Origin of the sequence: Paraburkholderia bonniea (assembly GCF_009455625.1) — a bacterium.
GTDB classification, from domain to species: Bacteria; Pseudomonadota; Gammaproteobacteria; order Burkholderiales; family Burkholderiaceae; genus Paraburkholderia; species Paraburkholderia bonniea.
Genome location: NZ_QPEQ01000001.1, coordinates 2,130,464 through 2,143,254, shown reverse-complemented (window position 1 = coordinate 2,143,254; position 12,791 = coordinate 2,130,464). Strand labels below are relative to the sequence as shown.

At 55.7% G+C, this 12,791-nt stretch carries 14 protein-coding genes; 5 read left to right on the top strand and 9 right to left on the bottom strand.

All coding sequences use genetic code 11. The annotated features are described in order from the left end of the window. The first annotated feature begins 83 nt into the window (after positions 1 to 83). The gene (locus tag GH656_RS09295) at positions 84 to 548 is read left to right on the top strand and encodes an ATP-binding protein (protein ID WP_153075615.1); all 465 of its coding nucleotides are present in this window, start codon (positions 84 to 86) and stop codon (positions 546 to 548) included. Here GH656_RS09295 and GH656_RS09290 read toward each other — a convergent pair. The 3 genes from GH656_RS09290 to GH656_RS09280 all read right to left on the bottom strand — a co-directional run bounded on the left by GH656_RS09290 (position 507) and on the right by GH656_RS09280 (position 3,127). After that, positions 507 to 992 (bottom strand): type III secretion system chaperone, encoded by a 486-nt coding sequence (locus tag GH656_RS09290; protein WP_153075614.1) that lies wholly within the window; start codon positions 990 to 992, stop codon positions 507 to 509. The two genes, GH656_RS09295 and GH656_RS09290, sit on opposite strands and share 42 nt — an antisense overlap. Positions 993 to 1,086: 94 nt before the next feature. Then, complete coding sequence (locus tag GH656_RS09285; RefSeq protein ID WP_153075613.1) at positions 1,087 to 2,541, bottom strand: hypothetical protein; 1,455 nt, start codon at positions 2,539 to 2,541, stop codon at positions 1,087 to 1,089. 406 nt (positions 2,542 to 2,947) lie between these two features. Continuing rightward, entirely contained in the window at positions 2,948 to 3,127 is a 180-nt protein-coding gene (locus tag GH656_RS09280) for a hypothetical protein (RefSeq protein ID WP_217352243.1), read from the bottom strand. Between the two features lie 187 nt (positions 3,128 to 3,314). Here GH656_RS09280 and GH656_RS09275 point away from each other — a divergent pair, with 187 nt between their 5' ends. From GH656_RS09275 to GH656_RS09260, 4 genes are all read left to right on the top strand, one after another. Continuing rightward, entirely contained in the window at positions 3,315 to 3,554 is a 240-nt protein-coding gene (locus GH656_RS09275; RefSeq protein WP_153075611.1) for a hypothetical protein, read from the top strand. 447 nt (positions 3,555 to 4,001) lie between these two features. Further along, positions 4,002 to 4,676 (top strand): hypothetical protein, encoded by a 675-nt coding sequence (locus GH656_RS09270; protein WP_153075610.1) that lies wholly within the window; start codon positions 4,002 to 4,004, stop codon positions 4,674 to 4,676. A gap of 577 nt (positions 4,677 to 5,253) precedes the next feature. Then, the gene (locus tag GH656_RS09265; RefSeq protein WP_153075609.1) at positions 5,254 to 5,952 is read left to right on the top strand and encodes a hypothetical protein; all 699 of its coding nucleotides are present in this window, start codon (positions 5,254 to 5,256) and stop codon (positions 5,950 to 5,952) included. 831 nt (positions 5,953 to 6,783) lie between these two features. Further along, positions 6,784 to 7,299 (top strand): hypothetical protein, encoded by a 516-nt coding sequence (locus GH656_RS09260; protein WP_153075608.1) that lies wholly within the window; start codon positions 6,784 to 6,786, stop codon positions 7,297 to 7,299. 472 nt (positions 7,300 to 7,771) lie between these two features. On the opposite strand, the gene sctC is transcribed toward GH656_RS09260, so the two are convergent. From sctC to sctR, 6 genes are read right to left on the bottom strand one after another with little or no spacing between them, the layout of a single operon-like run. Continuing rightward, positions 7,772 to 9,610, bottom strand: coding sequence for a type III secretion system outer membrane ring subunit SctC (gene sctC, locus GH656_RS09255; protein WP_153075607.1), 1,839 nt, complete (start codon positions 9,608 to 9,610; stop codon positions 7,772 to 7,774). Beyond that, entirely contained in the window at positions 9,607 to 10,056 is a 450-nt protein-coding gene (locus GH656_RS09250; RefSeq protein WP_153075606.1) for a CesT family type III secretion system chaperone, read from the bottom strand. Before GH656_RS09250 ends, sctC begins: the two co-directional genes overlap by 4 nt. Beyond that, positions 10,053 to 11,102 carry a type III secretion system export apparatus subunit SctU gene (gene sctU, locus GH656_RS09245; RefSeq protein WP_153075605.1) on the bottom strand — a complete coding sequence of 350 codons (1,050 nt, stop codon included), beginning with the start codon at positions 11,100 to 11,102 and terminating at the stop codon, positions 10,053 to 10,055. Before sctU ends, GH656_RS09250 begins: the two co-directional genes overlap by 4 nt. Next, positions 11,099 to 11,911 carry a type III secretion system export apparatus subunit SctT gene (sctT, locus tag GH656_RS09240; protein WP_153075604.1) on the bottom strand — a complete coding sequence of 271 codons (813 nt, stop codon included), beginning with the start codon at positions 11,909 to 11,911 and terminating at the stop codon, positions 11,099 to 11,101. Before sctT ends, sctU begins: the two co-directional genes overlap by 4 nt. Then, entirely contained in the window at positions 11,911 to 12,183 is a 273-nt protein-coding gene (sctS, locus tag GH656_RS09235; protein WP_153075603.1) for a type III secretion system export apparatus subunit SctS, read from the bottom strand. The genes sctT and sctS overlap by 1 nt, the downstream gene beginning before the upstream one ends. Continuing rightward, positions 12,180 to 12,767: a type III secretion system export apparatus subunit SctR gene (sctR, locus tag GH656_RS09230; RefSeq protein ID WP_246184299.1), complete on the bottom strand. Its 588-nt coding sequence runs from the start codon at positions 12,765 to 12,767 to the stop codon at positions 12,180 to 12,182. The genes sctS and sctR overlap by 4 nt, the downstream gene beginning before the upstream one ends. Positions 12,768 to 12,791: the final 24 nt, after the last annotated feature.

Genomic DNA, 12,791 nt, shown 5'->3' with positions numbered 1-12,791 from the left:
TAGCTTCATAAACTGGCGTTAGTTGGCGCCAGCACCAACTGATTTTCGTTACCAGCCAGCACAACCCCAGGTACATCCTTTCCATGAGCTTTCCTGAATTCCAGCGCTGCATTTACGCCGAAGCACCTGCTATGGGCGCATGCATGGAGGCGTTTAACCAGTGGATGGAAGAGGCTGGATTACCCGAAACAGTGAGACTCGCGCTCGCCCTTGCGGTGGACGAGCTACTGGCCAACATCCTTTCTCACGCGTACCGCCAGGATCGGGACCGGCAGCTCAGTATCAGTGCGCGCTGCGCCGCCTGCGTGGTTGAGCTGACACTAGGTGACGACGGCCCGTTTTTCGATCCGACGCAGGCCCCGCAACCCGACCTGTGCGTGCCGCTGGAACAGCGTCATGCTGGTGGTCTGGGTTTGTGGCTGGTGCGTCATGCTGTCGACCACGTCAGCTACCGCAGGTTCGACAATCGCAACGAATTGACGCTGCGCAAGTCGTGGGGCGATGCGTCAGATGCGGTTGTTGAGCATGGCGAAATTGTCCCGCATTGATTTCGCAGCAGCCGAGTCATCGCGGCGCGCCGCGGTGGCATCAGCGGTTTCGCCCAGGCCGGTGAGTTCCTTGACCCAGTATTCGGCGGCGGCGACAAAGCGCTCCAGAATGGCCTGAACGGTTTCGGCCTTCATGTCGTCGCTTTCAATGCGATGGCACAAAATCACTTCATTACCCAGCTTGTCGAGCGCGAGGCTCGCACCACCAGTTTTGCTGCCAAAGGTATTGGCGCTCAACAGCTTTTCGCACAGTTCGACGCCCAGATCATCGGGGGTTGGAATGATCGTGCTGTAAATGTGCAGACAGTTGACTTCCTTATCGGCTTCGAGATTCAGGTCAGGCGAGCCCTCGATGCGCACCCGCGCCAAGCCGCGAGCGTCCAGCTTGAGTTGCGGCAGGCCAATGACCGCGCCGATTTGTTCGATTAACTTGTTGATATCCATGATGAGAATGCCTTGAGCAGGGTTGAAGGGCCGTTGCTTCGTCTAAGTAACATGGCGGCCGATTCAGTTCCATTCGGGTCCGGAATTGTGAGAATTAGCGTGAGTGCCTCTCGCTGGGTATGGATTTGGCGGAGGTGGGGGCGGAGCGTTCGCTGGACTGGTTGGTGAGCTTGCTGAGTTCGTGGTTGATCTTGTGCAAGGCTGCGCCTGCTAGATGCTGCCATGCCGGGTTAGCCTCGGATTCTTTTAGCCGGACGTAAAATTTAGCCACTTCTTCTAGCAGGTTGCGAAGCGTCTCTACGGTCTGCTTTTGCAAGGGATTTTTGCTGACTTCGTTCAGGTCGTAAGCGAGGTAGGCATAGGCTTTGGCGGGCTCGGGCTCTCCCAGGCGCTGATTGATTGCCTTGAGCGCGAGGCTGAGGGCGTTCAGATCAACTGGCGTTGCCGTTTCCTCCAGCTTGGAGGCGAACGCCTGGTACAGGGCCCAGTCAGCCTGCGTGGTGAAACCGTCGTCACCGGAAAACAGCTTGAGCTTGTTGATCGCAGGAAATCGCAACATCACTTTGTCAATGGTCCTGAGCGCTGCGCCGGGTGCCGTGCCGGGGAGTGCTAGCGGAACCGCAGCGGTTTTTAGAATGATCTCTGGGTCCAGTGTCAGCATGTCTCCCGTCTGGTTCACGCGGTACTGGCTTCGAACTGCCCAGAAGGTCTTGCTCGGGTCATACCGCAGGCATTTGATTTCCCCGTTGCTGGTTTCGGGTGCTTCGCCGGCGGCCCAGATGTTCAGGCGGATGCCGGAGTGTGTGACTAGACCTTGCTGGTTGTTGGGGTCGAGGTGCAGATGGATCTCATGGCGTTTTTCGCTGCCTTTAGCGCTCATGAAGTTGACGCCTTTCCAGGGCTTGCAGTGCTGCAGAATCCGCCGTTCAGCCTCGGCACCTTCTTGTGACGCGCATGCGGCGAGCCGGATTTTCACGTTGAGGATCGCGCAGTTCAGCGCCTCGCCGTTCAGAGGGCTGCCGGCCACGATGTTGCTGGCGAGTTTGTGAAATGCCATGCATAGCGTTGCGCGCGAGGCATCCTCGTCGAAGGTCTCACTGGATGTGGGCGGCCGGCCACAGTACGCTTCTGCTGTTTGTCCTTCGAAGCGCAGCGGGCTTTGGCCATCACGCGAGCGGGCGTGATCGATCATCACTGTATTGATCAGAGCTTTGAAATGAGTCTCGGCAGCGGAGTAATTCTGCGTGGAGGCGGTGGGCAAACCCTTGGTGATGTTGGCAGCGAGCTCAGTGGCGATGGACTGCGGCAGGCGCGTGAGGTGCGCGCTGTGCTGGGCTCCGGAGTTTCTTTCCAGCGCCTGGGTGATGTCGTCTTGTCGCTCGTCTAGCGAGGCGAGGATGGGTTTGGTCGGGGTGTGATGATTTGCGCCATTGGCCCGGTTGGGGCCTGGGTTCTCTTCTTGTATCGGGCCAATGTTGTTGACGTCGTTGACGGACTGAACCAGCCCGGATGTCGTTGTCGATGGTTTCGTGACGTTATTAATGCTCATGATTTCTGTTTGCGGTTTATTCGTGAATGACTTAATTAATCGAGACCAGGCTTGAGGCCGTTTTCCGGGATTAACCTGTTTTTATTGAGTGCAGCGTAAAAATGGGAATTAATCCGCCTGATATCGGGTGAAAATTTAAAGCATTTTGGCTGTTCTGAAGCGGCTTAGCTGTCCGGCAGTATAGGTGAACCCGCGCGGCGTGAAGTTCCCGCTTGATATGTGCTGGGCAGGCCTGCCGGGGCCGTGAAGGCACAGCGCGAGTGACGCAGGCCGGGTTGCATCTGCATTGGCCTGAAGCAAAATACTTGCAGCATGGTGGTGTGGTCAGGGTAAAGACGGTGAAGCATGATTTATATGGCTGCTGGAGATTAATTCCGGCCCCAATGATGATTAACTGACTAGCTAATTAATGTGGCGTGCGCTGGCTGATAAAACCCGGCTGCGTGGTAAACCGGGCGGCAGGTGTGGGCTGTTGCACCTGCACCTGTGTCAGCGTCAGCGCTGAGTCAGGGCCCGGGCCAGAAAATCCGTTGGCCACTTGCCCGGTGCGGCGCAGCAGGAGGCCCGGCACGTGTGCAGTGGCCATGTGGTACTTCCAGGCCGCCATGATGATCTCCGGAGTGACAGCAACGTGATGCTTCGAGTACTGATTGGGTAACATCCCCCGCCAGAGCGTTCCGTTTTTTCTGTGATGTGCTGTGAAATCAGCAGAGGATGGCGCGCGATAACACGGCGCTTGGCGGGGGCTGGGTAACTTGTCTGGAATGGTGCCGATGAGTCGCCTGCTGATTAATCTGCCAGAACCCGCTGCCAGAACCCTTCACCCGAACCCTTCACCCGAACCCGCAGAAAATTTCGCCCAATCGTCCTGGCGCAGCGATGTCTATCCGCAGAAGTCATCAGGCGCGACCTATACCTCCGAAGTTTTTGCTGACTTTGTTGCTGCTCAGATGGTCCCGGCCGCAGCGTTGCCGCAGCACGAGGCAGCCACAAGATTTCATCGTAGCCGTTGAGGCCCGGCGTTTAATCCGCTGACTCGGCTAGCCCGTCCTGTCGCGGCATCACTGTCCGCTGGCGGCCGCCTTTGGGTGACAACGTCAATGCCGTTTGACGCTCGTTGTTGCTTACGCTTTTGCTCATGCGGCCAGAATAGGGAATCACTGGCTTGATGCCCGGATTGCATTAGTCACTCAGATATAAAAATACGCTTGTAATGGAATGAATTATTCCTCCGTGAGGTTTTTAGTCCCGGAACGAAATAATTTGCCGGGTTACTAAGTGGGTAGGCTATGCGATCAAAGAATCCAAATTGCAGCCTAAATCAACTGTAGTCCGGTTGCATTTGATTGATGTAACTATTGTTCGGAGAAATAGTTTATATCGCCAGGCAACAAAGTGACTGGCGTTTCTGACTGTTGGTAAAGTTAAGTATTATTTCATCAATCAAGGAGTTAAATATCATGATTTATAATATTCAATCCGTTAGTTCGCAGGAGGCACAAAATATCAACCGTGGTGGCGTGGGCGATATCTCCATAGGTCTGGTTAACGGTAAAAAAACCGAACAGATTGACGTGCCAGAAAAATCCCGGTGGAGCACGGCGCTCAAATATGGAGCGTTTGCTGGAATAGGTGCGGTCGCTCTGGGGGGACTAGCGGTGTTAAGCCTGGCAACAAGTTTCGTCGAAGTACCGAATGAAAATTGTAACTGGGGGAGTGATAGCGCTTCGTCTAATTCATCTGCTAATTCTGAGGGGGTGAATTGTGAAGGAATAACTAATTATATCAATGATAATGCAATTCCATTTGTCTCTCAAATGGTGGCGGTTGGCGCGACGGCATTTCCGCTGGCATTGTTTGCCGCCAATAAATTTGAAAAATATTGCTGGACGAATAAAAGCGAGGAAGTTACTCCTCTTCTTTCCATGAGAAGTTCAGTCGTGGCAGAAAATAGTTTATATAAAAATAGTAATGAAATTGAGGGAAATAAATTGAATATTTCGCAGGATGAAGTAATAAAAAATATTTCTGATAGCTCCAGTAAAAATGATGAGGTTGACGAAAGAGGTGATGCGGTAATTTTTATAGATGATGAATCTTTCGATAATGAAAAAAAGAAGTCATTATCAATGTAGAAAATAATTGAACCGCTTGGCGCGCACAGGGCATGGCCGATAAGACCTTCCCTTGTTAACCTGGCGTTCCGGAGGAGGTAGGGAGCGTTGTCTCCCTACCAGAGTTTGATGAGCGAAGACGCTCCATAGCGCCGGTACAAACTGCGCTAAATGTTCAATACGCTGAGCCGGCGACGACGGCCGCTTTAGCGGTGGTTCGCGCGAATGCCGCCTTATCACCTTATCGCCCGTTGCTGCTTACGCTTCTGCCCATATGGCCAGAACGCGAAATCACTGGCTTGGTGCCCGGGTTGCATTAGCCAAGCTGAGATAAAAACTATGCGTGTCACGGAGTGAATTATCTTTTGCCCATGAGATTTCAAATCCCGGAACGAAATAATTTATCGGGTTACCAAGTGGGCAGGCTGTGCGATCAAAGAATCAAGATTGCAGCCTGAATCAACTATAGTCCGCCCATATTTGATTGGCGCAACTATTGTTCAGGGCAATGGTTTACATCGTCAGACAATAAAACGAATGACATTTATGACTGTTGCGAAGGTTAGGTATTATTCCATTAATCAAGGAGTTAAATATTATGAATTCTGGTGTGCAATCCACTATTTCGCAGGCATCGTCAAATGGAAACCTTGGAGGCGTGGGCGATTTCTCCATGAATAACATGGGTCATCTGGGCGATAAAAAAATCGAACAGATTGGCGTGCCAGAAAAATCCCGGCGCCCCACAGTGTACGAATATTTAATGGTTGCTGGAGCAGGCGTGGTGTTTACGGGAGGATTATCAATGCTAACCGCGATCATAGAGTTAAGCGTGAGAAAAGATGAAAAGTGTAACTGGTTGATTGATAGCTCTTCATATGATCCATCTACTGATTTTGACTCGTCAACTTGCGACAAGATCTCTAATAATACATTTATACATACAGGTGCAATAATGGTGTCTGGCGCGGTGATACCTCCGCTAGTATATTATCTATACAATAAATTTTATAAGAAAAATTCAGGCGATTTTTCACAAAGTGAAATCACGGAAGCTACCCGTCTCCTGTCTGGGAAAAGTCTAGGCTCGTCAGGAGACGATTCCTATAAAAATACTAGTGAAATTAAGCAAAATCTAGGCAATAATTTACAGGATGAAGCGATTGATCCTATTTCTCATGACTCCAGTAATAACCGTGGTTATGACAAAAAAGATGAGTCAGTAGTTTTTAATGATAATGTTCCTTTAAATAATGAAAACGGGAAGGACGCCGTTATCGATGTGAACGATAATTGAACCGCTTGGCGCGCACAGGGTATGGCCGGTAAGACCTTCCCTTGCTAACCAGTCGTTCCGGAGGAGGTAGGGAGTGTCGTCTCCCTACCTGAGTTTGATGAGCGAAGACGCTCCATAGCGCCGGTACAAACCGCGCTAGATGTTCAACATGCTGAGCCGGATGGCGCGCGCGGGTGTGTCGCGGCATAGGCTGCCAACGAATACCCCGCCGTGGCAACGGCGCTACCAGCAGTTACCAGCAATCACAACTAGCCGGGCGAGGCCGGGACGACGGCCGCTTTAGCAGGCTGTTGAAAAACTGTTTTGACGGGCGTCTGCAACCCACATTTGGGGGTGCTGCATCCCTTACCCGAATTGCGCGAGGGGCAGATAGGGCGTTTTGAGAGGTCGATGTTTTCAGCGCTACTCCTCCTGGAACGTTTTTCAGCAACCTGTTAGTGGTGGTTCGCGTCAGTACCGCCTTATCACCTTGTTGTCCGTTGCTGCATACGCTTTTGCCCATGCCGCCAGAACACGAAATCACTGGTTTGATGCCCGGGTTGTATTAGCCACTCTGATATAAAAATCATGCGTGTCATGTGGGAAGTCATTTTTTTCATGAATTTTTCAAATCATGGAACGAAATGATCTGGCTGGTTACTAAACCGCCAGGCCAGGCGATCAAGAAATCAAGATTGCAGTTTAAATTCGCTGTGGCCCTGTCTCATTTGATTGGCGCAATTATTATATTGACGCAGAGGAATGGTTTATATCATCAGGTAATAAAGCGGCTGGCGTGTCTGGTTGTTTGTGATTTTAATTGTTATTTAATCAATAAAGGAGTTTGACATTATGTATGCGTCTAACATTTCGGCGAAGGGTAATTATGGTGGCAGCGGAAATTCAGGTGCGGAGAAAACAGGTGTGCTGAGCGGTAAAAAAATCGAGCAGATTGATGATTCTGACAAATCGAGGGATTCCTGCTGCACCACGGCGTGGGCATATTTAAAATTGTTTGGAATAAGTTTTTTTATTTCGCTGCCAGTGGCATGGATAGTTTTATTGGCAAATTATGAAGCGAAAAAAAACGATGGGTGTGACTGGGTAGATGGTAGTTCTTCATATGATCCATCTACTGATTTGAGCAGTTCTGCCTGCTCCGAAATTGCAGCTGAGGTATTTAAGCCTGCCGTTGTGACTCTTGCCATTGGCTCTGCGATACTCCCGGTAGGACGTCTTTTGATTGGTGCCTGTGATAATGTTCTCACTAAAATTACAAACGTAGAAAAAACACCTCTCCTCTCCAATAACAATAATGAGAGTGGTAAAAAAAGCGCCTTGAAAAGCCGGGGAGATAATTCGGTATAAACCATTATCGATATAAACCATGGTTGAACCGGTTAGCGCGTGCAGGGTCTGGTCGATAAGACCTTGCTAATCTGGCGTTCCGGACGAGGTAGGGAGCTTTGTCTCCCTACCTGAATGTGATGAATGAAAACGCTCCATAGCGGCACCGGTACAAGCCGCGCTAAATGTTCAACGCGCTGAGCGGGATGGCGCGAGCGGATTTGTTGCGGTATAGGCTGCCGATGAATGTCCCGCCGTGGCAACGGCACTACCAGCAAACGCCACTAGTCAGGCCAGGCTTGGCCGACGGGTTCGCGCAAGAACCTAAGCTGTAAGCGCGCGATTGGATTGTCATGGCACCGCACAGGCTCGCACCCAGCGCCATCACACCATCGCTGGCCGCCAACGCATGACACGCCGGCGGCCAAACCCAATCAAGCCCAAATCCAACCAAACTCAACTAAACCAGCCAGCCAAACAAACCCCACAGAACCTACCGCGGCACCGGCGCGATGCTATACGGTGCCTGGTTCGGCATGACCGTCGGCGTCGGCAGGGCGGGTACAACCGGGAACGGCTGCAGTGCTGGCGGCTGGATCGATGGCAGGCTGCCAGGGGCTGATCGGGGTTCGACATCGCTGGCCAGCGTGATGATGTGCGGCCGGATCAGGAACATCCGTTCACGTTGCTTTTCGGTGCTCTGACGGCCGCCGAATAGATAGCCCAGCACCGGAATCTTGCTCAGGAAGGGCACGCCTGAGGCGGTGACGGCTGCTTCGTCGGTGTTGTAGCCACCCACCAGCAGGCTTTCGCCATCACGCACGATGGCCTGGGTGCTGACCGCGCTGGTGACGACGGTGGGTAACCCGTCCACGGTGTCTTGCACGACACGGCCATCCTGGATGTCGATCGACATCTGGATCGCCTGGCGGCTGTCGCGCTGCACCACACGTGGTGTCACTTTCAGCGTGGTGCTGGCGGTGACGGGGGTGACCGATGCCACCCGTTCGCCGGTGACCTTCACGTAGAACGTCTGGTTCAGGTTCAGCACCGCGCCGATGTTGTCGCTGGTGACCACCGATGGACGCGACACGACGTGCGCATCGCCGGTCTGCTCCAGCGCCTGGATGTTGCTGGCGAAATAATTGCCCGCACTGGCCAGCAGGCTCGCGCCGCCGCTGGCTACGGCCGCAGCACCCGCGCCAATCGACATCACGGTTGGGCCGGAGCCCACCGCTCCGGCGATGCTGCCGATCTGGCCGCTCCATGTCACGCCCAACTGGCTCATCCGCTCTTTGTTGATGTCGATCACCATCGCTTCGATCTCGATCACGGCGGTCGGTACGTCGAGCTGTTTAATCAGCGCGGCATATACCGGCATGCGGTCGGGTGAATCCTGAACCACGATCGCGTTCAGTGCCGGGAAGGCTTCAACTGCGCCGCGGATACCGGAGCTGTTGCTATCGCTGCCGCCGAAGCCGCCACTACCACCTGCACCACCTGGCGCGCCTGCACCGGCCAGCGCACCAGGGCGCTCGGCACCACCGCCCTGGCTGCCAAACGCGGGCAAGGGGGTTAGCGGGTTCAGCCCGGGCAGGGCCATTGGGCCTGCGCCAGCTGCTGGACCGGAGGCGGCGGGGCGCATTGAGTTGCCGACGCTGCCCGCATCCATCAACAGGTTGCGCAGCGTGGTGGCGACGCCGGGGATCACGATCTGCGTGTCGCGGTACTGGATGGCGCGGTCATCCACTTGCGCGTGCTGCAAGCGAAACACCGCTACCGTTTGCCGCTGGTCCACGCGCGGCAGGCTGGCTAACGTGCGCTCCACCAGGTCGACATACGGTGGCGGGCCGGACACCATCACGACCCCGGAATCGGCCATGTCGCCCCAGCCAAAGCGGGGGTCGAGCACGCCCAGCGCGGTGAGGGCTTCGCGGGCGGCAATCGTGCTGCCGCCGGTGACGGGCAGCGTGCGGGTGATGACCTGGTTGGCCGGATTGATGTACAGCGTGCCGCCATACGCAAACCAGGTGAAACCATAGATGCCGCCGAGGCGGTTTAGATACTCGGTAGGCGTGGCGGTGTTAAAGCGTCCGCTGACCCGTCCGGTAACCAGCGGGCTGATCTGTGGCGTCAGGCTGAAGGCGGCGGCGAAGTCGCTCAGCACGCGCTGCACGGGCGTGTTTTCGGCGTAGTACGAATAATTGACGGCGGGCCAGGGGGTGGCGGCGAGCAGCGCTGGGCTGGCACCCGCCGTTAGCAGCGCGAACAGCGCAGCGTACAGCGGGCGGCGCACCAGGGCGGGTGGGCGAAGGCGAGGCAAAAAAGTCATGAGCGTAGGCGCAAATCGAAAAGCGAAGGAGGGCTGGAGGCAGGGCTGTGTTCGAGGGCTTCGCAGATGGTGCGAACAGCATCGACGAATTGTTCGAGCACGGCGTCGATTTCATGTTCGTTCGCGCCGCAGTCAAAGGCGTCTTGCCACCACAGGCACTGGTTGGCGGGGTCGATGGCGAGGCCGCCGGGCAATTGCGCCAGCAGCGCGCCGGTGGCTTCGAGCGCTTCGCGCATCATGCGTGCGCGTGCGGTTTCGCCTGGCGGCAGGGTGGCGACGCTGCATTGCACTACCACGGAACGCACGCCCGCGAGGGTCAGGCGAATCTTGTGGGCGTCGTCAATCGAGAGTTCCAGTTCGCCGCGCGGTTGCCACATCGAGCGGCGCAGATGGCGTTGCGCGAGATAGCGGGCAAGGCCGGGGCAGGCTTCCAGCAGATCAGTCATAGCTGTCCTTCATTTTTCATGTCGTTGACGACGCGGATGATGTCGGCCACTGGGCCGATCAGTTCACTCGGAATGTATTGATTCTTCTCGCCGTGCTCCCAGAGCTTCCATGCGAGGTCGATATTGCGCAGCACGGGCACCTTGTTGGCCTTCGCCGCCTGGATCATTTGCCGGGCGAGGCCATCTGCGCCTTTGGCCCAGACAATCGGCAGCGCGGTGCGGGCTTCGTCGTAATACAGCGCCACGGCGACGTGTGTCGGATTCACCACCAGCGCGCTGGCTGAGGCGCTGCGCTGCACGTCCTTGTTATTCGCCAGCTCTTTGTGCAGGTCTTTGCGCTTTTGCTTGATGTGGGGGTCGCCCTCCATCTCCTTGAACTCGCGCTGCACTTCGTCGTGGCTCATCATCAGCTCCTTGCGGTGCTGGCGTTTTTGCCAGATCACATCGGCGGCGGCGAGCGTGCCGTACACCGGTGCCATATAGAGCGTGAGTTTTTCCAGCAAGCCACTGAAAACCGCCGCACAAGTGGCGATGTTCGAGCTGGGCAGCCACACGAGCGAAGGCAGGTTGTGCCACAGCAGCAGCCACACGATGCTGGCTAGCACGGTGATTTTCAGCACCGTTTTAAAGAGCTCGAACAGGCTCTTTTTGGAAAAAATATTCTTGGCGTTTTCGACCGGGTTCAAATGTTTGCCGGTTGGAATCAGCGCTTTGCCTGAGAGCGTGACGCCCACCTGTGCGACTTCGACGATCAGCCCGAACACAATCGGAATCAGCACGAACGGCAGCATCAGCCAGACCAGCTCGCTCACCATCCGTTTCATCATCGCGTCCAGCGCGATGGTGAAGGGCAGGTTCAGCAAGTCGGCTGGGGCCATCAGCGCCTGGCCCATATGCTCTGCCATGCCCTCGCCACCGAAAATCAGCCACAGCAACGTAATCAGCACCAGCACGGCCTGGGAGAAGTCCTTGCTGTGCGCGACCTGACCTTCTTCGCGCGCGTCGCGTTCCTTTTTGGGGGTGGGCTGTTCGGTCTTTTCGGTCATAGCCGTCCCATCATCTGGGACATATGTGGCAGGGCCCGTGTCATCTCGTCGATGTAGCGGTTGACGTACTCGAACATGGTGGGCGTATAGGCGGCCAGCACCATGAAGGCCAGCGCGCTTTTCAGCGGCATCGCCAGAAAGAACACCTGAAGCTGTGGCGCGAAGTGTGAAATCAGCGCGAGACCGAGTTCGACGAACAGCATCCCGAGCACGACCGGCGAGGCCAGCAACAACATCATTTCGACCATGTGGTTCAGGTTGGCGAGCCAGAACGTGGTGTCGGACAGCGCCATTTTTGGCCAGAACGCTAGCGGCGGCCACCAGATGTAGGAGTCGTACAGGATGCCTAGCAGCAGCGTAAAGCTGCCACTGGTGAACACATAAACGATGAAGGCGACGTGAAACAGCTGGCCCAGTGTCGAGGTGTCCTGGCCATCAAACGGATTGAGCGTGCCGGAAATACTTTCGCCACGCTGGTTGTCGATCAGAAAGCCAAGGGCTTCGACAGCCCAGAAGGGCAGCGCTAGCAAGAAGCCGAGCATCAGGCCCAGCAGCAGCTCTTTCACCGCGAGCACCATCATCAGGCCAACGCCAATCCCGTCGGGTGAGATATGCCGGGCGATGGACGGTGCCACCAGCAGCGCGAACCCGGCGCTGACCGACAGGCTCAGGAGCCCAGGAAAGGTCTGGCGCGTGAGGATGGGCACCACGGCCCAGAGCGCGGTCATGCGCGGCAGGGCCACCAGCCAGCCCAGCGCGAGCGACTTGACGGGCAGGCCAAACATCAGCGGCAAGTCCAGCTCGCTCATCAATGGCCTCCGAGGCGCGGCAGCATGTCGAAGATGCTGATGGCGTACATGAACATTTCGCTGCCCATCCAGTTGGCGGTCATGAACAGCGTGACGCCTGCGACGATCAGCTTGATGGCGATTGGCAGGGTCTGTTCCTGGATTTGCGTCAGCGCCTGCAAGATCGCCATCAGCACCCCGACCGCCGAGGCCGCGAGAATCACCGGCAGCGACAGCAGCAGCGTCAGGTACAGCATCTGCGCCAGATAGGCGGTGAGATCCGGGGTGCTCATACGTAGGACAGCACGAGGCCGTGAATCAGGCGGGTCCAGCCGTCGAGCATGATGAACAGGAACAGCTTGATCGGCAAAGAGATCATGGTGGGCGAGACCATCATCATCCCCATCGCCAGCAAGATGTTCGAGATCACCAGGTCAATCAGCAGAAATGGCAGGAACAGTAAAAAGCTCACCTGGAACGCCAGTTTCAGCTCGCTCACCATGAAGGCGGGCATCAGGATGATGAAGTTGTCTTCCTTCATGTCGGCGGGCGTGTCGTTGCCCCACAGCCGGTGCGCGGTATCGAGAAAGAAGTCGCGCTGCGCTGCTTGCGAGTTGCGCATCATGAAGCTGCGCAAGGGCTCTGCGCCCGAATCAATCTGGCTGAAAAAGGTGTCGAGGCTGCGCGTCTGGGACGGGGCGGCCGACACCTGGTCGTACATGCGCTGCGCCACGGGCGCCATGATGTACGAGGTGAGGATCAGCGACAGCGCGTACAGCGCGATGTTCGGTGGCACTTGCTGGATGCCGAGTGCGTTGCGCAGCATCATCAGCACCGTCGAGATTTTCAGAAACGAGGTGCAGACCACCACCAGCATCGGAACCAGCGAAAACAGCGCGAG